Genomic DNA, 24,070 nt, shown 5'->3' with positions numbered 1-24,070 from the left:
AGAAAAGCATGGCGGAAAAACTGCATCCGAAAATCGACAATGGTCTGCCCAGGGAGAGTGCGAGCTTTACCGGCGGCACGCTGGTCTGCGCCTGTACCAGCAATCCGGTCAAGGTGAAGGTCAAGGGCCAGATCGCCCACAACCACGCCTGCGGCTGCACCAAATGCTGGAAGCCCGAAGGGGCGGTGTTCTCGGTGGTGGCCGTAGCCAGCACCGGCGACGTCACCGTCACCGAGAACGGCGACAAGCTGAAGGTGGTGGACCCGAGCGCGTTGATCCAGCGCCATGCCTGCACCGGCTGCGGCGTCCACATGCATGGACCCGTCGAGCGCGACCATCCGTTCAAGGGCCTGTCCTTCATCCATCCCGAGCGCTTCGAGGAGGATGGCTGGTCGCCGCCGGGCTTTACCGCCTTTGTTTCTTCGATCATCGAATCCGGTGTCGACCCGAGCCGCATGGACGGCATTCGCGGCCAACTGAAATCGATCGGCCTCGAACCTTATGACTGCCTCAACCCCGGCCTGATGGACTATATCGCCACCTGGACCGCCAAGAGGTCGGGAGCGCTTCCGGCCTGACGACCATGAGATTTGAGGCATGGGGCCGGACGGGTTGCCGGCCCCATGCTCATTTGGAGAGACAATGCCCGCACCCGCCATCCTCGTCGACGCAGACGCTTGCCCGGTCAAAGCCGAAGTCGAAAAAGTTGCCGAGCGCCACGGCGTCGTCGTCACCTATGTTTCCAATGGCGGCCTGCGCCCCTCCCGCGACCCAATGATCCGCAATGTCGTCGTGTCCAAGGGTGCCGACGCCGCCGACGACTGGATCGTGGAAAACGCAAAACCCAACGACATCGTGGTGACCGCGGACATTCTACTGGCCGCACGCACGGTGGCGCTCGGGGCCCATGTATTGGGGCCGACCGGACGTCCCTTCACGCCGGAAACGATCGGCATGGCGGTGGCAATGCGCGACTTGAAGCAGCATCTGCGCGAGACCGGCGAAAGCAAGGGGTACAATGCCAGCTTCGCACCGCAGGACCGCTCGCGGTTTCTCGGCGAACTCGACCGCATCTTGCGGCGCGCTCTAAAATCCGCCACACCGCAGTAGAAGCCCAGCGCCATTCGGAACCATCATGGCCGCCGAAATCCCGTCCAGGACGCCCATGCACCGGCACATGCTGTTCGCGGTGTCGGCTTGTGTCGGCGTCTTTGCGCTTCTGGTGGCCTTGCTGCTTCACGCGCCGCTCGCTTATTCGATCGGGGCCAACGCCTTTTTTGCCGCCTATGTCACGCTGGTTGTCGCCCAGATGCCCAAATTCACCGGCACCTATCTCAGCAAGAATGCGCGCGACACCGACCAGCCTGTGCTGGTCATCTTCGCCGTCACGCTGGTCGTCGTCGGCGTTGCCATCGCCGCATTGTTCCAGTTGATCAACCAGAAAGGCAGTTCGAACGCGATGGAGCTCGGCTTCGCGCTGCTGTCGATTCCCCTCGGCTGGTTCACCATCCACGCCATGGCGGCATTGCACTATGCGCATGTGTACTGGATGGACGGCGACCTGGTCGATGCCGGAACCAAGAAGAAAATCCCGGTCGGCGGCTTGCTGTTCCCCGGCGACAAACGGCCGGAAGGCTGGGATTTTCTGTACTTCTCGACGGTCATCGGCATGACGGCGCAGACCGCCGACACCAACATCTCGACAACCCATATGCGCCGCGTCGTGCTTGTTCATTCGATCCTGTCGTTCTTCTTCAACACGGTCATCGTCGCCGCCGCCGTCAATCTCGCCGTCAGCCTGGGCGGCCCTTGAGCTTCGATCTGATATTTTCGTGATCGATGAAACATCGGCTTGGCTGGCGACGTATCAGGAGGAGAATGATGCAGACAGCGGCCGCGCCGGATGGAACGGCCAGGAAGCGAGACCAGATGGAATCGGTTGCCATGAACCAACCCGCCGCCAGCGCGGACAGTGACGCTACGAAGGCCACGACATTGATCTACCGGCAATCGGCCTGGACGCGGCTGACGCACTGGCTGTGGGCCATCTCGCTCTTCTTCATGCTGCTTTCCGGCCTCCAGATCTTCAACGCCCGCCCGCAGCTCTATCTCGGCAAGCAGTCCGGCTTCGACTACAACAACACCGTCTTCGCTATCGGCGCCGAGAATACGAATGCCGGGCCGCGCGGCTATACCGAAATCCTCGGACACCGCTTCGACACGACCGGCGTGCTCGGCTGGTCTGGGCCGGCAGGACAAGAGACGCCCCGCGCTTTCCCGTCCTGGGCGACGATCCCGTCATACTACGACCTCGGCACGGCACGCGTCGTGCATTTCTTCTTCGCCTGGGTACTGACGACGACGCTGCTTGTGTGGCTGGTCGCCAGCCTGGTCAACGGCCACATCAGACGTGACCTCGCCCCTCGCCTGGACGATCTCAGGCGCCTACCGCAAGATATCGCCAATCACGCCAGGCTGAAATTCCACCACACGCGCGAATACAACACGCTGCAGAAAATGGCCTATGGCGGCGTGCTGTTCGTGCTGTTGCCGCTGATGATCCTCACGGGGCTCGCAATGTCGCCAAGCATGAATTCGGTGCTGCCGTTCCTCAACGACCTGCTCGGCGGCCGGCAGACGGCGCGCACCATCCATTTCACCGTCATGGTGCTGCTGGTCGCCTTCTTCACCATCCATATTCTGATGATCGTCGCCGCCGGCCCGATCAACGAACTGCGCTCGATCGTCACTGGATGGTATCGGACCGATCCGCCGGCCCATCACGCAAAATCCTCCGAAAGGAGCGCCTGACATGGCAAAATTCGAGATCAACCGCAGGAAATTCCTGACCGCGGCCAGCCTTGGCCTTTCCGGCATCACGCTTTCCGGCTGCGATGCTTTCGACAGCCAGCTCGGCGTGGGCGACGGCCTGCGCAGCTTCCTCGAAAACGCCAACGATCTCACACATCGCGCGCAACGTCTGCTCGCGGGCCGCGATTCGCTGGCGCCGGAGTTCACTGAAGCCGATGTCCGCCAGCCGATGCGCCCCAACGGCGTGACGTCACCCGACGACGATACCTACAAGGCCCTGCTCGCCAACAACTTCGCAGACTGGCGGCTGGAGGTTTCGGGTCTGGTCGAAAAGCCGCTGTCGCTGACCCGCGAGCAGCTCATGAACATGCCGAGCCGAACGCAGATCACCCGCCATGACTGTGTCGAAGGCTGGAGCTGCATCGCCAAATGGACGGGCACGCCGCTCTCGCTGGTGCTCGACCAGGCGGTGGTCAAGCCGCAGGCGCGCTACGTCATGTTCCATTGCCTGGACACGATCGACCGCAGCCTGTCGGGCGACATCAAATATTACGGCAGCATCGACCTCATCGACGCCCGCCACCCGCAAACGATCCTGGCCTACGGCGTCAACGGCAAGCCGCTGCCGGTCGAGAACGGCGCGCCTCTGCGTGTCCGGGTCGAGCGCCAGCTCGGCTACAAGATGCCGAAATATCTCTACAAGGTCGAGTTGGTCGACGGCTTCGCCGCCGTAGGAGGCGGACGTGGCGGTTATTGGGAAGACAACGGCTACGACTGGTATGGCGGGATCTGATCGCAATCGGCACGCTGCCGCCATTTTATTTTGCACGTCGCATGCAGGTGACAATCCGTCGTTGACGGGCTATGGATGACGAGTCGAGGGCTTTTGCGAGCCCTACCTGTTTGCGGGAGAGAGCAGCGAGAGCTGTCGCCGAAGGGGAAATCGCCCGAAATCTCTCAGGCAAAAGAACCGTAGACGGGAAAGACACTCTGGAAAGTCGGGGCCTGCCCCCGCGCCGAAGGTGTAAGCGCTGCCGACAGAGTTACGGGGCGCGAGTCTCTCAGGCTTCAGACAGAGGGGCACGGACTGGTCGCCATTCGCGACCGATTGCGTGCGACTCTGGAGAACACATGACGGGCGACACCAAACACCTTCCTCTCGAAGACATCCACGCAGCTGCCGGTGCGCGCTTTGGCGCCTTTGCCGGCTGGTCGATGCCGCTGACCTACCCGGCCGGCGTCATGAAGGAGCATCTTCACACCCGCGAACATGCGGGCCTGTTCGACATCTCCCACATGAAACTGTTCAGGGTCAGCGGGCCGGGCGCGATTCCCCTGCTCAACCGTGCCTGTCCGCTCGATGCGGGCGCGCTCGAAATTTCACAGTCGAAGCTGACGTTTTTCCTGAACGAGGCCGCGGGCATCCTGGACGATCTGATCGTCACCCGGCTGGGCGATACCAACTTCATGGTCGTCGCCAATGCCGGCAACGCGATCGCCGACGAGAAGCATTTGCGCGAGCTTGCGACCGACTTCGACGTCAAGGTCGAACCGCTCGATCGGGTCTTCCTCGCCATCCAGGGTCCCGAGGCCTGGGCGGCGCTTTCCCGCGCCGGTATCGAGACCGGGTCGCTGCTGTTCATGCATGGCATTGAACCGCGAGAGAACTGGTTCATGAGCCGGTCCGGCTATACCGGCGAGGACGGCTTCGAGATCGGCCTGCCGGAGGCAGACGCGCGCGGTCTCGTCGCGAAACTGCTCGAAGACGAGCGCGTGCTATGGATCGGCCTTGCCGCCCGTGACAGTCTGCGGCTGGAAGCCGGCCTGTGCCTACACGGCCAGGACATCACCACGCAAACCGATCCCGCAAGCGCGGCGCTGATGTGGGCCATCCCGAAGGACATCCGCGCCAACGGCACTTTCATCGGTGCCGACACGCTGCGCGCCGCCGTCGAGCGCGGCTCCGCCCAGAAGCGCGTCGGCCTGAGGCCGGATTCCCGCCAGCCGGTGCGCGCCGGCGCCACGCTCTTCGATGCCGACGGCAATCCCGCCGGCCACGTCACCTCGGGCGGCTTCGGTCCGTCTGCCGGCCATCCCGTCGCCATGGGTTATGTCCCGACACCGCTGGCAAAACCCGGAACTCGGGTTTTCGCCGACGTGCGCGGAACGAAGATACCTGTCGACGTTTCTTCCCTGCCCTTCCTCCCGCATCGCTACCGCAAAGGATAATTTTCAGATGGCAAAGACCTATTTCACCGCCGATCACGAGTGGCTCAGCGTCGAGGGCGGCATCGCCACCGTCGGCATCACCGACTACGCGCAGGAGCAGCTGGGCGACCTCGTCTTCGTCGAACTGCCGGAAACAGGCAAGAAGCTCGCCAAGGGCGACACCGCCGTCGTGGTCGAATCCGTCAAGGCGGCCTCCGACGTGTACGCGCCGGTCGACGGCGAGATCACCGAGGCCAACGCGATGCTGTCGTCCGACCCGTCGCTGGTCAATTCGGCGGCGACCGGCGCCGGATGGCTGTGGAAAATGAAGCTTGCCGACGAAAGCCAGCTCGCCAGCCTCATGGATGAGGCCGCCTACAAAGCCCATATCGGCTGAAATCAGGACGCATTGACATGACCGCAGCACCCTACCCCTTCTCGGCCCGCCATATCGGACCCGGCATTGCCGATGTGAGAGCCATGCTGGCCGTCATCGGCGTGCCCTCAGTGGAGACGTTAATCAGCCAGGCCGTGCCGAGATCGATCCGCCTCGACCAGCCGCTGTCCCTGCCCGCGCCGGCCAGCGAAGCCGAAGCGCTGGCCGAATTGTCGGCGACCATGGCCCGGAATACGGTTCTGAAGAGCTTCATCGGCGCCGGATATCACGGCGTGCACGTGCCGCCGGTCATCCAGCGCAACATGTTCGAGAACCCGGCCTGGTACACGGCCTATACGCCCTACCAGGCGGAGATCAGCCAGGGCCGCCTGGAAATGCTGTTCAATTTCCAGACATTGGTTGCGGAACTGACCGGCCTGCCTGTGGCATCGGCTTCGTTGCTCGACGAAGCGACAGCGGTCGCCGAAGCGATCGGCATCGCATTGCGCCATCACCGCGACAAGCGCACCAAGGTGGCTCTCGCCGGCACGCCGCACCCGCAGACGCTGGATGTGGCGCGCACCCGCGCCGAGCCGCTCGGCATCGAGATTGACGGCGAGACGATCGACGACAACACAGCCGCCCTGCTCGTCTCCTGGCCGGACACTTTCGGCGTCTATGGTGATCACAAGGCGGCCATCGACAAGGCGCGCGCGGCCGGCGCTCTGGTCGTCTTCATCGCCGACCCGCTCGGCCTGACACTGACCGACACGCCGGCAAGGCTCGGCGCCGACATTGCCGTCGGTCCAATGCAGCGCTTTGGCGTGCCGATGGGCTTTGGAGGCCCGCACGCCGCCTACTGCGCGGTTGCCGACAAATTGACCCGATTGATGCCCGGCCGCCTGGTCGGCCAGTCGACCGACAGCAAGGGCCGTCCAGGCTACAGGCTTGCCCTACAGACGCGCGAGCAGCACATCCGCCGCGACAAGGCAACGTCCAACATCTGCACCGCCCAGGCGCTGCTTGCCAACATGGCGACAGCCTACGCCATCTGGCACGGCCCCGCCGGCCTTCAGGCAATCGCCGGGCGCATCCACGCGCTGGCCAGCCGCCTGGCAGCCGGGCTCAAGGCGGCAGGCTTGCCGGTGATCGGCACGAGCCGCTTCGACACGGTGACGGTGGAGACGAAGGGAAAGGCCGCGCAGATTGCCGCCGCCGCCGAAAAGGGCGGCCGGCTTCTGCGCGTCGTCGATGCCGACCGTGTCGGCATCGCCTTCGACGAGACCTCTGACGAAACCGACCTGGAAGCCATTGCCGCCTTGTTTGGGGCCAAGCCAAGCGCGGAGGCCGCCGCCACCACGCCCGGCAAGCCGCGCGGCAAGGAGTTTCTCACCCAGCCCGTCTTCCACGAGAACAAGTCGGAAACCGAGATGATGCGCTTCCTACGCCGGCTGGCCGACAAGGACCTGGCCCTCGACCGCGCGATGATCCCGCTGGGGTCCTGCACCATGAAGCTCAATGCCGCGGCCGAGATGATGCCTGTGAGTTGGCCTGAAATCGCCAACATGCATCCCTTCGCGCCGGCCGCGCACTCGGCAGGCTACCGCGCCATGATCGACGATCTGGAAGGCTGGCTTTCGGAGATTACCGGCTTCGATGCGGTAAGCCTCCAGCCCAACGCCGGCAGCCAGGGCGAATATGCCGGATTGCTGGCCATCCGCGCCTATCACCGCTCGCGCGGCGAGGGCCATCGCACGGTCTGTCTGATCCCGTCCTCCGCGCACGGCACCAATCCGGCGAGCGCGGCGATGGCCGGCATGAGCGTGGTCGTCGTTCGCTGCCTGGAGGACGGCAATATCGACATGGACGACATGAGGGCCAAGGCCAACGAGCATTCCAGGAATCTCGCGGCGCTGATGTTCACCTATCCCTCGACGCATGGCGTCTATGAAGAGGGCGCGCGACATCTCTGCGCCCTCATCCATGAGCATGGCGGCCAGGTCTATTTCGACGGCGCCAACCTCAACGCTCTGGTCGGCCTCGCCCGCCCGGGCGACATCGGCGCCGACGTCTGCCACATGAACCTGCACAAGACCTTCTGCATCCCCCATGGCGGCGGCGGCCCGGGTGTCGGCCCGATCGGCGTCAGGGCGCATCTGAAGCCCTATCTGCCGGGCCATGTCACCGAAGGCTCCGCGCATGCCGTGGCCGCCGCCCCTTTCGGGAGTGCCTCTATCCTGCCCATCACCTGGATGTACATCCGCATGATGGGCGCTTCCGGCCTGAAGCAGGCGACCGAGACGGCGATCGTTTCGGCCAACTACGTCGCGACGCGGCTCGCCCCACACTTCCCGCTCCTTTACAAGGGCAGGAGCGACCGCGTTGCCCATGAGTGCATCCTCGACACCCGCGTGCTCAAGGAGAGCGCCGGCATCAGTGTCGAGGACATCGCCAAACGGTTGATCGACTACGGTTTCCATGCGCCGACCATGTCGTTCCCGGTCGCCGGCACGCTGATGGTGGAGCCGACCGAATCCGAGCCCAAGGGCGAGCTCGACCGCTTCTGCGAGGCGATGATCGCCATCGCGGGCGAAGCGGCCAAGGTTGCGAGGGGCGAGTGGCCCCTGGCTGACAATCCGCTGGTCAATGCGCCGCACACCGCCGCGGAGGCGCTGGCCGGCCAGTGGAGCCATCCCTATTCGCGCCTGGAAGCGGCCTACCCCGCCGGAGACGCCGACATGGCGGCGAAATACTGGCCGCCGGTATCGCGCATCGACAATGTCGCCGGCGACCGCAACCTGGTCTGTTCATGCCCGCCGCTGTCGGACTATTTGGGCGCGGCCGAATAGTCTCGCAAACTATGCTGAGCGCAAGGCCGGCTTGATCGGCTCGGCCTTGCCCATCCTTTTGTGGCTGACGACGCAATTGCGGCCCGCGCGCTTGGCGGCATAGAGCGCTGCGTCCGCCTCGGCCAGCACCTCGCCGAGGCTGTTGCCGTTGGCGCCGCCAAAGCCGATGCCTCCGCTGACAGTGCTGCGCAAGGGACCGTGGGAGGTCGCAACGATCTCGGTGCCGAAGGCGACGCCGATCTTGCTTGCGAGCTCGTAAGCCCTCTCTTCGGTCACCCGGGACATGACGATCGCGAATTCCTCGCCGCCGAGACGAAAGGCGTCGACGCCCGTTCTGGCATATTTTCTGATGACTGCGGCGAAGCGGCACAGAACCTGATCCCCCACCGGGTGACCATAGATGTCGTTCGTCTTCTTGAAATGATCGAGGTCGAACATGACGACAGCCATGAACGGACCGAAGGCCCGTTCGCCATGGAGCGACATCAATCCCCGGCGGTTCATCAGCCCGGTCAACGGATCGGTCATCGTCTCGGCCTTCAGCTCGATCTGCGCCTGCAGGTGATGCAGGGAAAGCGTCAATGCGCCGAGACCGGTCATGCAGGCCACGGCCACGACCGAATTCAGGCGTTCGGCCCAGTTATCGGGGGCTGCCCCGAGCGTCCATTGCCCCTTGGCCACCAGGACGACCGCGCAAAGTGCAAACGACACCGCACAGGTGCCGCCTAGGAACGAAACCACCAGCAGGATTTTGCGATCATGACTGCCGTTGAGCCAGAACATGGTTCCGATCGCCGAGAGCAGCACAGTCACCGTTACATAGGTAACGATGAAGCCTACCCCGTCGAGACCGAGGGAAGTCACCGCCGCGCAGATCGTCATGGCGGCCAATGTCGGCAAAATGGCACGCCGGTAATCCGGCACGCCGAGATACTGCATGGCCGAGAGGCAGATGACCAGGAAACCGAGGCTGAGCAATGCAAGCGCGACCTGGCAAAGCAGCGGATCAGGCTCCTTCGTGTATCGCCAGAACAGGATGACATGCACAACGAGCACGAGAATGCCGCACCCCACCGTCAGCACGAAGCTGGCCCGGGGCGCGGCGAACCAGATCGCGAACATGGTGATGCTGAGGCAGATGCCCGACAGCGCGGCTGCGAGCAGGAGCGAACTGAAATCCAGCATATTGGGCGGGGGTTCCCTGAGCGTCGGCCTTACCGCTGCATTCTAGGTCAACGACAGCCATCAGACATGATTTTCAACTGATCTTCCGGCTGAGACCTTCGGATAGAGTTTACAAAGCGTCGACGCCGAGTGTCCCAAAATCGTCCTCGCGACGATCGTGGCCACCAGACAGCCGTCAGCCCTTGTTCAGGAGGGCAAGATTGGCATCGACGACCGTGGGGTCGGCCATGCCGGCCTTGGCTTCGAGCAGCAGCGCCCTTGCCTTTTTCCTGTTGCCGCGCAGCAATTGCGAATAGCCCATATTGTTGACGATCTGCGGCTTGCGCCCGGCGACCTTGAGCAACTGATCGTAGGCACGATCGGCGAAGTCGAAGCGGCCGAGTTCGTCATAGGAAGCGGCGAGGCCCATCCAGGCTTCCGGATTGTCGGCCTTCAACTCGACGGCCTTGCGGAAATGCTGTTCGGCAAGACCGTAATTCGCGTCGCGAAATTGCGCCTTGCCTTCCGCCAGATCGGATGTGCTGACGTCCTTCGCGGCCGGTTGAATGCCGGTGGTTTTGGTGGTGTCGACGCCACTCGTCGTACAACCAGACATCATCAAGACGGCCGCCATCGCGGCCATTGCCGTGAAATTACTGTGACGCATGCCCCTGCCCCATCGCCCGGTTTTTGCCGGGTCGTTCTTCAGGAAACACACTATACCGAAGCAATTAAACTTAGGTGCCGAAACGCCGCCAAAATTAGGCCTTGGGTACACCACCTATTAACCACCAGGCCGCAACGCCTCAGCCATGGCCAGCGGCGTTCTCACGGTTCCAGGGCCTTGAGCCCCGCCGGAACCGTATACCGGCTGCCGTCATAGCGCAGCCGGTAGGTTTGGCTCACGGACTTGCCGGGATGGGACTGGCACTCGCCATTGTTGTCGGGCAACGGATTGTCGGTGTCCATCCGTTCGACCACCACCATGTCGTGGTAGCCATGATGTTTGGCCGGGCTCATCGCCAGGCTCACCTGACTGGTATGGAAGGATCCGGCGCAATTGGTATCGCCCTCGCCGCCATTGCCGGCCACGACCAGGCCATCGAGAACCATCCGCAGGGCATCGTTGTCGATGGCATAGAGCCGCAGGTCGATTTCACTGAAAGGGTTAGGCAGCGAATTGTTCGCCATTTCGATGCGCAGGCCGAAGGCGGAGACATCGGGCGCCAGCGCATACCGGCCGGTATCGAGTTCGACCTTGCGGATGGCGATGGCATCATCATTCATCAGCCCGGGCTGCAGCAGGCGCTGGCGCACCTGCCGGCTCTTCCTGTCGATGACCAGAAGCTCGATATCGCCGGCATGCGCGTAGTCGCTGGGTTGCGAGCTGTCCATCAGCGGCACCGCGACCAACAGCAGGGCCTCATGGGCGGGCCATATCTTGCAGACCAGCCCCGGCGGGTCGCCAAATGCAGACGTCAGGGCGATGCTGGTGTAGGGTTCGAGCGTGAACGAGGCACCGTCAGCGCTTTTGCGGGCGTTGGGATAGGCCTGCTGCACCAGGGCAGCGGCATCGCCGCAATCATCGGCCGCAGCCCAGGCGGGCGACAGACTGGCCCCGGCAAGGCCGAGGACGAGCAACAGCATTCGCATGGACTTCTCACTCATTTACGGACTTCGCAGGTCGCTCAGGCCGGCCTCACTGAATATCAGCAAATCCTAGTGGCCGGTCATTTTGACGATGATCGGAATGACCGCGATCATCAGCACCACCGGCAGGATGCAAACCACGACCGGCACCGACATCTTGGCCGGCAAGGCATGCGCCTTTTCCTCGGCCAGCGACATGCGCTTGTGGCGCATCTCGTCGGAAAAGACGCGCAGCGCCCCCGACAGGCTGGTGCCAAGCTCCTTGGACTGTTGCAGCAGCGTGGCGAAGGAGCGCACCTCGTCCAGGCTCAGGCGATCGGCGAGCGCCTTCAGTGCATCGTCGAGGCCGCGCCCGGCCCGCAACTCCAGCGACACGAGCTGCAGGTTCTGGCTGAGCGACGGGTAGGTCTTTGCGAGTTCCTTCGAGACGCGCTCGACGCCCGCTTCCATGCTCATGCCGGCATCCGAACAGACGATCATCAGGTCCATGAAATCGGGGAAGCCGTTGCGGTATTCGCGCATCTTTTCCCGTATCTTCTGGGTCAGCACCAGCCCTGGCAGGAAATAGCCGGCCACGCCCGACAACACGACGAAGGCCCAGCGGCTGGTCACCGTGGCGTCGGGACTGGCCATCCAGCGGTTGAGCACGAAGACGGCGAGCGCGATGCCCACCATCGCCGTGAAACGGATGAGGAAGAACATGCCGACGGCGCGCGGCTCCATGTAGCCCGCCTGGATGAGTTTCAAGCGCAGGCGGGCGACATTTTCCGGATCGCTCTTGGCGTAGAACTCCTGCGCCTTCTTCACCGCCTTCTCGCGAACGACACCGGTATTCTTCTTCTGGGCCGGTTCCGGCCTGGCGGCCACTGGACCCTCGTCGACCTTGAGTCTGCGCCTGACTTCGTTGCGATCGCCCTTTGCCACCACCATCGGCCAGGCAAAAGCGGCAGCGCCCACGGCCAGCAGCAGGACAGCCACCGGCATCAGCGAGGTCGGCGCGAGCGAGGCGAGGAATTCGATGACCTTCTGCATGTCAGAATTTGAAGTTCGACATTTTGAACATGATCAGATTGCCCAGCATCAGCCAGGTGACCGAGCCACCAACCATGTACCACGTCTTAGGCACGCCCCAGACGTCGCTGTAATACCCAGGCATGAATGCCATGATGGTCGTGAACAGCAGCGCCGGCACGGCCGTCAGGATATAGGCCGACAGACGGCCTTCGGTTGAAATGGCGCGCACCTTGCGGCGCAGCTTGCCGCGTTCGCGGATCGTCGTCGACAGTCCGTCGAGGATTTCGCGCAGATTGCCGCCAGAACTCGTCTGGATCGACACGGCGGTGACGAACAGCGGCAGATCCTCATGGCCGACCCTGTCGAACAGCGAATTCAGCGCCGAAACCAGATCCGAACCAAAGGTCACCTCATCGGCAATCACGCCGAACTCGGTGCCGATCGGGTCGGGCATTTCGCGCGACACCATGGCGATGGCCACCGGCACCGGATGGCCGGCCTTGAGGCCGCGTGTGATCAGTTCCAGTGCTTCCGGCAACTGCATGCCGAACCGCTTCAGCCTGCGCTTGCGCATTGAGCGCATCGCCATCACCGGCAGCACCGGCACCACCACGACAAACAGAATGGCGCCCATCAGCAGCGGCAAGCCATACCAGATGGCGGCAAGGGCCGCAGCCAGCGCCATCCCCGAAGTGATCATCAGGAACTTCGACAGCGGCATGATCATGCCCGACTGGGCGCGCAGGGCGCGAAAACGGTCAGGCGAGAACAGCGACGTGCCCGCATCGAGACCGCGCTCCTTGCGCAATTGGATCAGCACCTGTTCCTGGCTGATCCTGTTTTCCTGCAGCTTCATGCGCCGGTTGATGGCGGTGCGCCTGTCGCTGCGGCCGGCATAGAGCAGGTAAACGGCCTCGGCGATCATGATGCCGGTCAATGCAGCCCCGGCATAGACGACATAGATCGCGCTGAATCCGTCCAACACCTGGTTACTCCTGCGGCCGGCCGGGTTCGAAATAGCGCCCGGGAAACTCGATGCCCATGGCGCGCAGGTCCTCGAGGAAGCGCGGCCGGATCCCGGTCGCTTCGAAATGGCCGAGGATTGTGCCATCGGCGTCCATGCCGGTACGCACGAAGCGGAAGATCTCCTGCATCTGGATGACGTCGCCTTCCATGCCCGTCACCTCGGCGACGCTCGTCACCTTGCGCTTGCCGTCGGAGAGCCGGGTCAACTGGACGATGATGTCGATGGCGCTGGCGATCTGGCTGCGGATCGACTGCACCGTCATCGGCATGCCGGTCATGCCCAGCATCTGCTCGAGCCGCGAAATGGCATCGCGCGGCGTATTGGCGTGAATGGTGGCCATCGACCCTTCATGGCCGGTGTTCATGGCCTGCAGCATGTCGAAGGCCTCCTCGCCGCGGCACTCGCCGAGGATGACGCGATCGGGCCGCATGCGCAGCGCGTTCTTGACGAGGTCGCGCTGCTTGAGCTCGCCATGGCCTTCGATGTTGGCCGGCCGGGTTTCCATGCGCGCGACATGCGGCTGCTGCAACTGAAGCTCCGCCGCGTCCTCGATGGTGATCAGCCGCTCGTCCTCGGGAATGAAGGCCGACAGCGCGTTGAGCATGGTCGTCTTGCCGGTGCCGGTGCCGCCCGAAATGATCGTCGTCTTGCGGGCATGTACTGCCGCAGCAAGCACTTCGGCCATGTTCTGGGTGATGGCGCCGAATTCGACCAGCCGGTGCAGGCCGAGCTTGTTCTTGGAAAATTTGCGGATCGACACCAGCGGCCCGTCGACCGCCACCGGACGGATGGCGGCGTTGAAACGCGAGCCATCCAGCATGCGGGCGTCGACCATCGGCTGCGATTCGTCGACGCGGCGGCCGACCGCGGCAACGATTTTGTTTATGATTCTAAGCAGATGCGCCTCATCCTTGAACGGAATGTGGACCTGCTGCAGCTTGCCCTTCTTTTCGACGAAGCAGTTCTGATGGCCGTTGATCAGTATGTCGTTGATATCGGGGTCCTTGAGCAGCGGCTCGAGCGGGCCGAGCCCGACCATCTCGTCGACGATGTCGTCGACCAGGGCATCGAGTTCGACGGTGTTGATCGCCATCCGCTCTTCGCGCGTCTTTTCCGACACGAAATCATGCACCTGCCGGCGCATCTCGTCCCTGGGCAGCCGCTCCAGCGCGACAAGATTGATCTCCTCGAGCAGCAACCGGTGGATACGCACGCGCGCATCGAGCACCTTGTTGGCGCTCTTGCCCGGCACGGCTTCGACTTTCGCCGGCAAGACCTTCCGGCTCGTCGGGATGACGACCGCGTGGTGCGCAAACGCCGTCGGCTCGGCGGAGCGCTGCGGACGCGCATCGCGGTTCTGCAAGGTGGAAAAGCGGCTGCTCATCCGGCCTTCCTCTTCAAAAGGCTCTTGCCGAAGCCGAACAGCGATTTCGATTTGCCCGGCGCCGCCGCCACTTCCTCCGGAAGGATGATCCTCTTGAGGTCGTTGACGACGTTGGCATTGGCATCGATCTCGTGCAGCGGCACGCCGCGATCGACAGCTTCGCGCACCAGCCGGTAATTGTTGGCGATGCCGCCGACGAAATGCTCGCCGAGGATTTCCTGGACGTCCGCCTGCTTGATGCCGCTGTCAAACATCTTCTGCTCGAAACGGTTGACGATGACGTTCGGCTTCACTTCCTTGCCGGCGGTCTCGTAGACCGCCTGGATCAGGCGTTGCGTGTGGCGCAGGCACGGTACCGTCATTTCGGCGACGATGTAGAGCTTGTTGGAGCCGAGCAGCACCGTCTCCGTCCACGGAAACCAGGTGCGCGGCATGTCGATGACGACATTGTCGAAATAGGCCGAGACGAGGTCCAGCATCCGCACCACGACATCGGTCTTGAACGAGCGCATCTCCGCCGGCTGCGTCGGTGCGGCCAGAACACAAAGTCCGCTGGCATGCTTCGACAGCATCACGTCGAGCAATTGCCTGTCGAGACGCTCCGGCTGGTTCTCGATTTCGGTGATGTCGAAACGTGGCTCCAGGTCGAGATATTCGGCGCAGGCGCCCTGCTGGAAATTCAGGTCCACCACGCAGGTCGAGGCGCCGCGCGTCACTGAATGATGCAGCTGGAACGCGGTCTGCAAAGCCAGCGTCGTGGTGCCGACGCCGCCTGCCGCGGGCATGAAGGTGTAGATCTGCGACTCGGTGTTTTCCTCGCGCCCCGGCCCTTGCAGCGCACGCACCACCGAACGTACGAGATCGGCCGTGGTGATCGGCTTGACCAGGAAATCCGCGACCTTGAGCTGCACGAGGATGCGCGCGGCGGCGGCGTTGAACTCCTGGGTGACGACCACGACCGGCGCCTTGCCTTCCAGCCGACGCATGACGCGTTGCAACGCATCGATCTCCTCAAGCTTCGCTGCGTCCATATCGACGATGATCGCGCCGAGATCGGCCTCCTGGACCTCGCCGCGAAGTTCGGTGATGTTCTTTTCCACCGTCGAGAGCTGGATGATCTCCGAGGCGGCAAACGCCGTCCGCGTGTCCTGCGCGAAGGTTCTGTCCGTCGATATGAGCAGGATTTTCCTGGTCTTGATGCCGTTTGCCATTACTTGTCAGCCTGTGATCTCGGATCAATTGTCGGCGCTGGCTTGCGATGCCTTGGCGCTGGCCGCCTGCTCGGCGGTGGCGGGTTCCGTGCTGCCGCGCTGGGCAGGCACGAGAAGCCTGGTGTTCTGGACGCCGTATTTCCAGGGATCGACCATCTGCATGACTGTGTTGGCTGCCTGGGCCTCCCCGGCGCCGCTCGTCACGCCTTCGCTGCGCACATAGTCGTCACTCGTGCATCCGGCGGTGAAGCCGGCAAGCAGCAAGGCGACGCTCGAGCTCAAGACCATCCGCATGGCTTCAGTCCTTCGGCAGGTCGAGGAAATGCCCGACTTTGGTGGCGGGAGCGGCACGCGCGGCGCTGCCGTCAGCCAGCGCCAGCGCGCGATTGGTGTCCGACGCCCTCACCTCCTCGGTGTTGTTGAGGAAATAGTCGACATTGCTGGCAGGCTGCGTGCCATCGGTCGGCTCGGCCATTTTCTTCGACGGATCCACCGGCTTGACCAGGTAAGGCGTGACGATGATCACCAGGTCCGTCTCACGCCGCTGGTAGGATTTCGACGAGAACAGGGCCCCGAGCACAGGCATCTTGCCGAGGCCCGGTATGCGCGAGGTGGTGATGTCGTTCTGCGACTGCAGCAGCCCCGCGATCATGAAGCTCTGGCCGTTCTTCAGGTCGACCGACGTCCTGGCGCGGCGCACGATGAAGCCGGGCACCGAGATGCTGCCGATATTGTAGGAAGCCGACGCGTCGATCGAGGAGACTTCCGGCGCGATGTCGAGGCTGACCAGCCCGTCCTTCAGAACCGTGGGCGTGAAATCCAGGCTGACGCCGTACTTCTTGTAGCTGACGGAAATCTTGCCGTTGTCTTCGGAAACCGGGATCGGAAACTCGCCGCCGGCCAGGAAGCTCGCGGTCTCGCCGGACCGGGCGATCAGGTTCGGCTCGGCCAGCCGACGAGCCAGGCCGCGCTCTTCCAGTGCCTTGATGGCGATGTCGATGGAAACGCCATTCGACAACAGCTTGCCGATGATCTCGCCGGTCCCCGCCGGCTCAATGGTGCCGGGAGCAATCGTCACGTCGCGTCCGCCCATGCCATAAGCGAAATTGGCGCTGTATTTGGCGCCGAGGTCCTGTCCGGCCTGACGGTTGATCTCGACGAAGCGGACATTGAGCTGGACCTGCTGCGAGGACGAGATGTTGACCGAATTGATCACCTCCTCATTGCCGGAGAAGCGGGTGGCGATCTTGTTGGCCTTTTCGGCGGCGACCGCGTCATCCGCCTCGCCCGACAGCACGACACGCCCATTGGCGGAGCCGACCTTGATCTTGGCGTCCGGCACGCTGGCGCGGATGGTGTCGGCCAACTGGTCGGTATCGAGCGTCACTTCGATGTCTACGGTGCCGACGAGCTGCTTGTTCTCGTCGAACAGCGCAATGCCAGTGGTGCCGAGATTGTTGCCCAGCACATAGAAGGATTTGTCGGTCAACGGGTTGACGTTGGCGATCTCCGGATCGCCGATGACGATCTGGTAGAAGGCCGCGCTCGTCATGATCGTCTTTGGCTTGCCCTTGGCGACCTTGATCGAGGCGTTCTTGGTCGCCGAGACATAGACGATGTCGTTGTCCGCCCTGGCCGGGCCGGCGAAGATGCCGGCCGCCGCCATCGTCACCGCCATCGCCATCGCCTGCGCGACGTGCAACCGGCCTGTCGTTCGATATTGAAGTTGCCTGAACATTGTTCCCGTCCCGTCCGGTCCCCACCGGTCCTGCTCTGGTTCCACTCAGGAACCTGATATTCCTATTTCTGGTCCCGCGCAGGAACCTGATATTCCTCGGCCGTCGTTCCACGCGTCACGATGACCGTCTTGAATTTCGGCTTCTCAGGCTCCTTTGCCATGGCGTCGAACAGCGAGCCGGCCGCGGCCTGCGCCTTGCCCGCCACCGATCCGCCAAAGGAGGAGATGGTGGTCACACCGTCCTTGCCCTCGCCGCCCTCGCTGGCGGAGCGAAGCGACAGCGACAGCGTGCCGACAGTGCGGGCCAGCGCCACTTTCTGCGCGCCTTCGGTGGTCACCTCGATGGTTATGGAATTGGCCACCTGCGGCGTCGTTTGGCGCTCGTCGGCGCCCTGCCCGACGCTCAGCACCTTCGCGTCGGCAACGACGATCTCTGAGGTGATGGTCGAACCGGCGGCGCCTTGCGCATTCTTGGCCACTTCCTGGATTTCGCCGGCATCGCGCGTCAGCACGACATCGACCCGATCGCCCGGCGTGACGAAGCCGCCGACGCCCGCGATCTCGTCGGTGCGGATGGTGACGGCCCGCATGCCGGGCGTCAGCATGTTGGAGAGCGTGGCGCGGCCATTCGGGCCGGACAGCTTTGTAAGCAGCACCGGTTCGTTGACCTCGATCGGCGACAGCACCACGCGGTTGCCGTCCCCGAGCAGTCCATCGATGGTGGCGAAGGCGCCCTGCGGCAGCGAATCCTGCGGCCACGGAATTTCGCTGAGTTTCGCGCGGTCGAGATCCATGCCGTACCGCAACGGTGCATTCGCCACCACGATGGTCTTGAATTCGACCGTCGGCGCGGCCGGAGCGGTGATCGATGCGGTTTTCTCCTCGGCGTCGGCCCTGGCCTGGCGCTTGACCCAGAAATCCGCGGCAAAGATCGAGATCGCGCCGAAAACGGCGGCGATGCCGATCATCGTTATGGCCTTGCCCCTCACGCCCAAACCCCTGATGCCCGTCGTTTCTTGTTATGTTGGCTCACGCTAGGCGGCATTGTTAAAGAATCAGGAATCTTCTCGCTGGCTATCGGCCTGATTTCCGCCGGCTTGGTTATCGAATGGTTTTAGGATAAGAGGGGGTTAATCCCCGAACGTAACAGGAACCTCCGTCGCTTGGCGCTGAAAAGCGTGGCAGTATCGGCGGGTGATTCGCAGCTTGGGCTCTATGGCAGGCATGGACGACAACAACGATCTTTTCGGCAATCTGGAGAAGCAGCCGCAACCGGTTCGCACACCGGCGCGTCCGGCCGATCCGCTGGTGCAGGCGGCAGCCAAGCGTCCGGCGGCGGCGTCTCGTGACGGCTCAGAGGGCTACAGCGCCGCCGATATCGAGGTACTCGAAGGCCTGGAGCCGGTGCGGCGCCGTCCGGGCATGTATATTGGCGGCACCGACGACAAGGCCATGCACCATCTGTTCGCCGAGGTTATCGACAACTCGATGGACGAGGCGGTTGCCGGCCATGCCACATTCATCGATGTCGAGCTTTCGGCTGACGGCTTTCTCACCGTCACCGACAATGGCCGCGGCATTCCCGTCGATCCGCATCCGAAGTTCAAGAAGCCGGCGCTCGAAGTGATCATGACGACACTGCATTCGGGCGGCAAGTTCGATAGCAAGGTCTATGAAACCTCGGGCGGCCTGCACGGCGTCGGCGTCTCCGTGGTCAACGCACTGTCGGATCATCTCGAAGTCGAAGTCGCGCGCGGACGGCAACTTTACCGGCAGCGCTTCTCGCGCGGCATCCCGGTCAGCGGCCTCGAGCACCTTGGCGAAGTTCACAACCGGCGCGGCACCAGGACCCGCTTCCATCCCGACGAGCAGATTTTCGGCAAGGGTGCCGCGTTCGAGCCAGCGCGGCTCTACCGCATGACACGCTCGAAGGCCTATCTGTTCGGCGGCGTCGAAATCCGATGGACCTGCGATCCTTCGCTGATCAAGGAAAAGGACACCACTCCGGCCAAGGCCGAATTCCATTTTCCCGGCGGCCTCAAGGACTATCTGAAAGCGTCGCTCGGCGACGAATTCCAGGTAACGCGCGAAATCTTCGCCGGCAAGAGCGACAGGCAAGGCGGCCATGGCTCGCTGGAATGGGCGGTGACCTGGTTCGGCGGCGACGGCTTCATCAACTCCTACTGCAACACCATCCCGACCGGCGAAGGCGGCACCCACGAGGCCGGCTTCCGCAACGTCTTGACGCGCGGCCTGCGCGCCTATGCCGACCTCGTCGGCAACAAGCGCGCCTCGATCGTCACTTCGGAAGACGTCATGATCTCGGCGGCGGGCATGCTGTCGGTGTTCATCCGCGAGCCTGAATTCGTCGGCCAGACCAAGGACAGGCTGGCGACGATCGAGGCGATCCGCATCGTCGAGACCGCGATCCGCGACCCGTTCGACCATTGGCTGGCCGACAATCCGCAGGAAGCGTCGAAGCTGCTCGAATGGGTTATCGCACGCGCCGACGAGCGGGTACGACGCCGCCAGGAAAAGGAAGTGTCGCGCAAGAGTGCGGTGCGCAAGCTGCGCCTGCCGGGCAAGCTTGCCGATTGCACGCAGAATGCGGCCGCCGGCGCCGAACTCTTCATCGTCGAAGGCGATTCGGCCGGCGGCTCGGCCAAGCAGGCCCGTGACCGCGCCAGCCAGGCGGTGCTGCCGCTGCGCGGCAAGATTCTCAACGTCGCGAGCGCCGGCAACGACAAGCTGGCCGCCAACCAGCAGATTTCCGATCTGATCCAGGCGCTCGGTTGCGGCACGCGGTCGAAGTATCGCGACGAGGATCTTCGCTACGACCGCGTCATCATCATGACCGACGCCGACGTCGACGGCGCTCACATCGCCTCGCTGCTGATCACCTTCTTCTACCAGGAGATGCCGAACCTGGTTCGCGGCGGACATCTCTATTTGGCGGTGCCGCCGCTCTACTCGATCCGGCAGGGCGGCAAGGTCGCCTATGCGCGTGACGACGCGCACAAGGACGAATTGCTGCGCACCGAGTTCACCGGGCGCGGCAAGGTCGAGATCGGTCGCTTCAAGGGCCTGGGCGAAATGATGGCCGCGCAGCTCAAGGAGACAACCATGGATCCGAGGAAGCGTACGCTGCTCCGCGTCGATGTGATCGATGCCGAGGCCGCCACCAAGGACGCGGTCGATGCGCTGATGGGCACCAAGCCGGAGGCTCGTTTCCGATTCATCCAGGAACGCGCCGAATTCGCGGAAACGGAAGTGCTGGATATCTGAGCGCAGGCCGGTCGATCAAGGCTTGCGGAGACGCGCGTGTGGGCTGGCAACGGCTGAAAGACTATTTCGAAGCGGCTCTTGCCGGGCTGACACAGCCGACCCGGTCGGACTGGATCTTCGCCTTGCGCACGGTCTCGGCCGGCCTGATCGCGCTTATGGCCGCCTACGCCCTCAAGCTCGATCACCCGCAATGGGCGATGATGACGGTGTTCATCGTTGCCCAGCCGGTCGCCGGCATGGTGTTGGGGAAAGGCTTTTATCGGTTGCTCGGCACGCTGGCGGGCGGTGCTGCCGCAATTGCCATCACCACTGTCTTCGGCACGAATCCCTGGGTGCTGGTGACGGTGCTTGCCCTATGGATCGGCATTTGCACCTTCGTGTCGTCGCTGCTGCGCAACCCGGAAGCTTACGGAGCGGCGCTGGCCGGCTACACCGCGATGATCATCGGCTTGCCGGCGTTTGGCCAGCCGCATCTCGTCGTCGACCTCGCGGTCGCGCGCTGTGCCGAGATCGTACTCGGCATTGTCTGCGCCGGCCTGACCAGTCGGCTGATCCTGCCCAAATTGGCCAGCGAGGCCATCATCTCGCGGCTGAAGCGCAGCATTCTCGACCTTGCCACCTATGCCGGCGGCGCCTTTTCCGGTGGCGACACGGCAATGCTTTCCGGCCTGCACCAGAAGCTGGTCGCCGACACCCAGACGCTCGCCGAGATGCGCGCCTATGCCAGGCTGGAGGCCCCGAGCTTCGCGCCGCGCGCCCATCCGGTCCGGCGCACCATCGGACAACTGCTTTCAGCCCTGTCCGCGGCCCGCGCGCTGCATTCACACGCCGCACCGAAGAACGCGGCGCTCATTCCGGTGCGCTCGGAGCTGCAAGCCCTCGTCACTGAAATGGCGGCGACGCCGGGCGCGCTCGACGACACGGCGCCCTGGCTGGCACGGCTCGACGCGATCGGCGCCAAAGCGACGCAGATGCCCGACGCCTTGGCCGACCAGGACGGCGACAGAGTCGGCACCGTCACCCGGCTCACCATCGCCGCCGATTTCGCCGAAGCGCTGAAGCAGACGCTGCGCGGTCTCGATGCCTTGCGTGCGCCCGTCACGCGGCCTTCACGCGAACGCAGCCCCCCGGCGCTGGTTGTACATCGCGACTATCACGGGGCGAGCCGCAACGCGGTCCGCGCGGCACTTGCAACGCTGCTGGTCGCCGCTTTCTGGCTGACGACGAGATGGTCGGAAGCCGCCGGCACGGTCATTCTGGTTGCCGTCGTGTCGAGCTTGTTTGCCGCCCGCCCCGATCCGGTGCGGGTAGCCTGGGGGTTCTTCCAGGGAACGCTGTTGGCTCTGCCCTTTGCCTTTCTCGTCGGCCAGATCGCGCTTCCCGTTTTTCCTGGTTTCGGCTGGTTCATGCTGTTCGTCGTACCGATCCTGGTGCCGGCGGCGCTCGCCATGGCCAATCCCCGCTATGTCGGCGTGGCGACGGCCTTCGCCATCAATTTTCTTGCTTTCCTCAGCCCGCACCAGGCGATGACCTACGACCCGGGCCCGTTCTTCGCCGGCTCGGCCTCGATCCTGGTCGGCATCCTTTTGGCAATCGGCGTCTTCATCATCGTGCTGCCCGCCGACCCATGGCTCGCGGCGCACCGCATCGTGCGGGCCATGCGCGAGGATCTGGCGCGGCTTTGCCTGCACGAGCGCGTGCCGAGGCGTTCGGCCTTCGAGAGCCTCGCCTATGACCGCATCAACCAATTGATGCCGCTGGTGCAGACCAGCGGCAGGAAGGGTGAAGCGGTTCTGGGCGGCAGTGTCGCCGCCGTCACCGTCGGTCTGGAGATCCTGCGGCTGCGTGCCGCGCAGCAGGCGCACGCGGTTCCGGCCGAGACGACGCTTTCGATCGCCAACTTCCTGCGTGGACTGGCACGCGAACTGCTCTTCCGCGCCCCGGGCGACCCGCAGACAGCCACCATTGCCGTCGCCCGGCAGTATGCCGCCGGCATCGCTCAGCGAAACGCCACTGGTGAAATGCTCCAGATTGCGGCGTCACTACGGATTATCGCGGCGGCGATGGAGGATTTCCCGGATTTTTTTGCCAAGGATAAAGGCTAAGTTAAGCGGCGGCAATCGCCAGCGCATGGCCGCGCGCATTTTCACGCAACGCAGCGAGATGGATCGACTTGATCAGCGCGGCGAGATCGCCTTCCGCGGACTGTCCGCCCAATTCCTTCAGCATCAGCCAGCTGACTTCCTGCACGCCGGCGACGCGCTTGCCGTTGGCGACCTCTCGCCAGATTTTCAGCGCGCGCAAGATGACCGCGTGCGTGGCGGCAGCCAGGCCGGCACTGCGGAACAGCGCCTGCAAGGCCACGTCGTGTCCGCCGGCCAGCAGCGCCCTCACTCTTTGGGCGGACTGCTGGCTGAGCGCGACCAGCGCCGAGCCGAAGAAGTCGACCTTGCCATGCGCGATGGTGCGGATGAGGAAGCTCGCGGTGAGATCGCCGCGTAGCCTGAGATGCTCGATCAGTGCTGCATGCTCTTCCTGGCGCGTGCTCTCGATCAGCGTCACGCAGGCCTTAACGCAGGCGTCGCGCATGACGCGGTCGGCCCGGGCGGCTCCCATCAAGGCCATGACCAGCGGCGAGGTCTTGAGCATCTCACCGAGCTTGACGAGCAGCATGTGCCGGCAGTCGGCGGGCAGGCGTGAATCCGATATAAGCGCCTCGCGCACCAGCGGCAGATGGCCGTGGCGCTCGGCCATGCGGCGAAAACTCAACGAAGCGACATCGGCCCCGCTGTTGGCCAAAAGCACGGCGCAGGCCTCCGCCTCGCCGATCTCTGCGATAGCCGCCGACAGCGCCATCGAGACCAATGGCCGATCGGCGATCAGTTTTTGCGTCGCCTTCGGACCTGAAGCCACGCGATCGATCAGGTCTGCGTCGGTAAGCAGTGGCGATCGCGTCAGCACGACGCCGGCGACTTCCGGCTGGTCGGAAGCAAGCGCGCTGATGATCTGGGGCGGTGCGTGATGGCTCATGGACAGCGCCTCGGCCATCGCCAGCCGTACCTTCGACGATGCGTCGTCGAGCAGCAAGGTCAGCGCCGCCTCGGCGGCGCAGCGATCCTCGAACGGCAATTCCGCGTCGACATAGGCGCGGGCGAGCGCGCTTGCCGCCGCGGCGCGCTCCGATACCCTGGCCGTGTAGATCCATTTCAGGAAATGCGAGACAACAACCATACCGCCTGCTTACGCCCCTTGCCGGAAGGTTTCCGACCCCGTGCCGGACGTTAGGACGAATTGGTTTATGAAGCGTTCACCATGTTTGTTAACTGGCTTGCGAGCGCTGGATGCAGCGCCTA

21 protein-coding genes and 1 riboswitch are annotated in these 24,070 nt (G+C 63.7%); of the genes, 10 read left to right on the top strand and 11 right to left on the bottom strand.

The features are described 5' to 3' along the window. The first annotated feature begins 8 nt into the window (after nucleotides 1–8). The 8 genes from gfa (at nucleotide 9) to gcvP (ending at nucleotide 8,244) form a co-directional block, all read left to right on the top strand. Entirely contained in the window at nucleotides 9–578 is a 570-nt protein-coding gene (gene gfa / locus FJ953_RS05550; protein WP_140623439.1) for an S-(hydroxymethyl)glutathione synthase, read from the top strand. A 64-nt stretch (nucleotides 579–642) separates the two neighbouring features. After that, the gene (locus tag FJ953_RS05545) at nucleotides 643–1,110 is read left to right on the top strand and encodes a YaiI/YqxD family protein (protein WP_140623437.1); all 468 of its coding nucleotides are present in this window, start codon (nucleotides 643–645) and stop codon (nucleotides 1,108–1,110) included. 25 nt (nucleotides 1,111–1,135) lie between these two features. Then, complete coding sequence (locus FJ953_RS05540; RefSeq protein ID WP_140623435.1) at nucleotides 1,136–1,813, top strand: DUF1345 domain-containing protein; 678 nt, start codon at nucleotides 1,136–1,138, stop codon at nucleotides 1,811–1,813. A gap of 116 nt (nucleotides 1,814–1,929) precedes the next feature. Next, nucleotides 1,930–2,811, top strand: coding sequence for a cytochrome b/b6 domain-containing protein (locus FJ953_RS05535; protein WP_140564213.1), 882 nt, complete (start codon nucleotides 1,930–1,932; stop codon nucleotides 2,809–2,811). A gap of 1 nt (nucleotide 2,812) precedes the next feature. Then, nucleotides 2,813–3,604 carry a molybdopterin-binding protein gene (locus tag FJ953_RS05530; protein WP_140623433.1) on the top strand — a complete coding sequence of 264 codons (792 nt, stop codon included), beginning with the start codon at nucleotides 2,813–2,815 and terminating at the stop codon, nucleotides 3,602–3,604. Between the two features lie 103 nt (nucleotides 3,605–3,707). After that, a riboswitch (glycine riboswitch) is annotated at nucleotides 3,708–3,794 on the top strand. 148 nt (nucleotides 3,795–3,942) lie between these two features. Further along, nucleotides 3,943–5,040 carry a glycine cleavage system aminomethyltransferase GcvT gene (gene gcvT, locus FJ953_RS05525; protein WP_140623431.1) on the top strand — a complete coding sequence of 366 codons (1,098 nt, stop codon included), beginning with the start codon at nucleotides 3,943–3,945 and terminating at the stop codon, nucleotides 5,038–5,040. A gap of 7 nt (nucleotides 5,041–5,047) precedes the next feature. Further along, complete coding sequence (gene gcvH / locus FJ953_RS05520) at nucleotides 5,048–5,416, top strand: glycine cleavage system protein GcvH (RefSeq protein ID WP_140623429.1); 369 nt, start codon at nucleotides 5,048–5,050, stop codon at nucleotides 5,414–5,416. Between the two features lie 17 nt (nucleotides 5,417–5,433). Beyond that, the gene (gene gcvP, locus FJ953_RS05515) at nucleotides 5,434–8,244 is read left to right on the top strand and encodes an aminomethyl-transferring glycine dehydrogenase (protein WP_140623427.1); all 2,811 of its coding nucleotides are present in this window, start codon (nucleotides 5,434–5,436) and stop codon (nucleotides 8,242–8,244) included. Nucleotides 8,245–8,253: 9 nt separating this feature from the next. Here the strand turns inward: gcvP and FJ953_RS05510 are convergent, their stop codons facing one another. The 10 genes from FJ953_RS05510 to cpaB all read right to left on the bottom strand — a co-directional run bounded on the left by FJ953_RS05510 (nucleotide 8,254) and on the right by cpaB (nucleotide 18,421). Beyond that, nucleotides 8,254–9,429 carry a diguanylate cyclase gene (locus tag FJ953_RS05510; RefSeq protein WP_140495851.1) on the bottom strand — a complete coding sequence of 392 codons (1,176 nt, stop codon included), beginning with the start codon at nucleotides 9,427–9,429 and terminating at the stop codon, nucleotides 8,254–8,256. 175 nt (nucleotides 9,430–9,604) lie between these two features. Further along, nucleotides 9,605–10,075, bottom strand: coding sequence for a tetratricopeptide repeat protein (locus FJ953_RS05505; protein WP_140623425.1), 471 nt, complete (start codon nucleotides 10,073–10,075; stop codon nucleotides 9,605–9,607). A gap of 161 nt (nucleotides 10,076–10,236) precedes the next feature. Beyond that, nucleotides 10,237–11,055, bottom strand: coding sequence for a hypothetical protein (locus FJ953_RS05500; protein ID WP_246674712.1), 819 nt, complete (start codon nucleotides 11,053–11,055; stop codon nucleotides 10,237–10,239). A 72-nt stretch (nucleotides 11,056–11,127) separates the two neighbouring features. Beyond that, nucleotides 11,128–12,090 (bottom strand): type II secretion system F family protein, encoded by a 963-nt coding sequence (locus tag FJ953_RS05495; protein ID WP_140623423.1) that lies wholly within the window; start codon nucleotides 12,088–12,090, stop codon nucleotides 11,128–11,130. A 1-nt stretch (nucleotide 12,091) separates the two neighbouring features. Beyond that, complete coding sequence (locus FJ953_RS05490; RefSeq protein ID WP_140495848.1) at nucleotides 12,092–13,057, bottom strand: type II secretion system F family protein; 966 nt, start codon at nucleotides 13,055–13,057, stop codon at nucleotides 12,092–12,094. Between the two features lie 4 nt (nucleotides 13,058–13,061). After that, nucleotides 13,062–14,483 (bottom strand): CpaF family protein, encoded by a 1,422-nt coding sequence (locus FJ953_RS05485; protein ID WP_140623421.1) that lies wholly within the window; start codon nucleotides 14,481–14,483, stop codon nucleotides 13,062–13,064. Beyond that, nucleotides 14,480–15,694 (bottom strand): response regulator, encoded by a 1,215-nt coding sequence (locus FJ953_RS05480; RefSeq protein WP_140561477.1) that lies wholly within the window; start codon nucleotides 15,692–15,694, stop codon nucleotides 14,480–14,482. The genes FJ953_RS05485 and FJ953_RS05480 overlap by 4 nt, the downstream gene beginning before the upstream one ends. A 24-nt stretch (nucleotides 15,695–15,718) precedes the next feature. Continuing rightward, nucleotides 15,719–15,988, bottom strand: coding sequence for a hypothetical protein (locus FJ953_RS05475; protein WP_140517033.1), 270 nt, complete (start codon nucleotides 15,986–15,988; stop codon nucleotides 15,719–15,721). 4 nt (nucleotides 15,989–15,992) lie between these two features. Further along, nucleotides 15,993–17,378, bottom strand: coding sequence for a type II and III secretion system protein family protein (locus FJ953_RS05470; RefSeq protein ID WP_181167416.1), 1,386 nt, complete (start codon nucleotides 17,376–17,378; stop codon nucleotides 15,993–15,995). A gap of 116 nt (nucleotides 17,379–17,494) precedes the next feature. Further along, nucleotides 17,495–18,421: a Flp pilus assembly protein CpaB gene (cpaB, locus tag FJ953_RS05465; protein ID WP_246674710.1), complete on the bottom strand. Its 927-nt coding sequence runs from the start codon at nucleotides 18,419–18,421 to the stop codon at nucleotides 17,495–17,497. 235 nt (nucleotides 18,422–18,656) lie between these two features. On the opposite strand from cpaB, the gene parE reads away from it, so the two are divergent. Next, complete coding sequence (parE, locus tag FJ953_RS05460; RefSeq protein ID WP_140495843.1) at nucleotides 18,657–20,717, top strand: DNA topoisomerase IV subunit B; 2,061 nt, start codon at nucleotides 18,657–18,659, stop codon at nucleotides 20,715–20,717. Nucleotides 20,718–20,755: 38 nt separating this feature from the next. Beyond that, entirely contained in the window at nucleotides 20,756–22,822 is a 2,067-nt protein-coding gene (locus FJ953_RS05455; RefSeq protein WP_140623419.1) for an FUSC family protein, read from the top strand. Nucleotide 22,823: 1 nt separating this feature from the next. Here FJ953_RS05455 and FJ953_RS05450 read toward each other — a convergent pair whose 3' ends face one another. Then, nucleotides 22,824–23,948, bottom strand: coding sequence for a DUF2336 domain-containing protein (locus FJ953_RS05450; protein ID WP_140520995.1), 1,125 nt, complete (start codon nucleotides 23,946–23,948; stop codon nucleotides 22,824–22,826). Between the last annotated feature and the right edge of the window lie 122 nt (nucleotides 23,949–24,070).

Source organism: Mesorhizobium sp. B2-3-6, from assembly GCF_006442305.1.
Lineage (GTDB): Bacteria > Pseudomonadota > Alphaproteobacteria > Rhizobiales > Rhizobiaceae > Mesorhizobium.
Note: the sequence above shows the minus strand (reverse complement) of the source record. Positions and strands in the feature narration are given on the sequence as shown.

Coding starts and splice junctions, on each gene's coding strand:
- gfa (WP_140623439.1), top strand. CDS start 9: ATGGCGGAAAAACTGCATCCGAAAATCGACAATGGTCTGCCCAGGGAG.
- FJ953_RS05545 (WP_140623437.1), top strand. CDS start 643: ATGCCCGCACCCGCCATCCTCGTCGACGCAGACGCTTGCCCGGTCAAA.
- FJ953_RS05540 (WP_140623435.1), top strand. CDS start 1,136: ATGGCCGCCGAAATCCCGTCCAGGACGCCCATGCACCGGCACATGCTG.
- FJ953_RS05535 (WP_140564213.1), top strand. CDS start 1,930: ATGGAATCGGTTGCCATGAACCAACCCGCCGCCAGCGCGGACAGTGAC.
- FJ953_RS05530 (WP_140623433.1), top strand. CDS start 2,813: ATGGCAAAATTCGAGATCAACCGCAGGAAATTCCTGACCGCGGCCAGC.
- gcvT (WP_140623431.1), top strand. CDS start 3,943: ATGACGGGCGACACCAAACACCTTCCTCTCGAAGACATCCACGCAGCT.
- gcvH (WP_140623429.1), top strand. CDS start 5,048: ATGGCAAAGACCTATTTCACCGCCGATCACGAGTGGCTCAGCGTCGAG.
- gcvP (WP_140623427.1), top strand. CDS start 5,434: ATGACCGCAGCACCCTACCCCTTCTCGGCCCGCCATATCGGACCCGGC.
- FJ953_RS05510 (WP_140495851.1), bottom strand. CDS start 9,429: ATGCTGGATTTCAGTTCGCTCCTGCTCGCAGCCGCGCTGTCGGGCATC.
- FJ953_RS05505 (WP_140623425.1), bottom strand. CDS start 10,075: ATGCGTCACAGTAATTTCACGGCAATGGCCGCGATGGCGGCCGTCTTG.
- FJ953_RS05500 (WP_246674712.1), bottom strand. CDS start 11,055: ATGCTGTTGCTCGTCCTCGGCCTTGCCGGGGCCAGTCTGTCGCCCGCC.
- FJ953_RS05495 (WP_140623423.1), bottom strand. CDS start 12,090: ATGCAGAAGGTCATCGAATTCCTCGCCTCGCTCGCGCCGACCTCGCTG.
- FJ953_RS05485 (WP_140623421.1), bottom strand. CDS start 14,483: ATGAGCAGCCGCTTTTCCACCTTGCAGAACCGCGATGCGCGTCCGCAG.
- FJ953_RS05480 (WP_140561477.1), bottom strand. CDS start 15,694: ATGGCAAACGGCATCAAGACCAGGAAAATCCTGCTCATATCGACGGAC.
- FJ953_RS05475 (WP_140517033.1), bottom strand. CDS start 15,988: ATGCGGATGGTCTTGAGCTCGAGCGTCGCCTTGCTGCTTGCCGGCTTC.
- FJ953_RS05470 (WP_181167416.1), bottom strand. CDS start 17,378: ATGGCGATGGCGGTGACGATGGCGGCGGCCGGCATCTTCGCCGGCCCG.
- parE (WP_140495843.1), top strand. CDS start 18,657: ATGGACGACAACAACGATCTTTTCGGCAATCTGGAGAAGCAGCCGCAA.
- FJ953_RS05450 (WP_140520995.1), bottom strand. CDS start 23,948: ATGGTTGTTGTCTCGCATTTCCTGAAATGGATCTACACGGCCAGGGTA.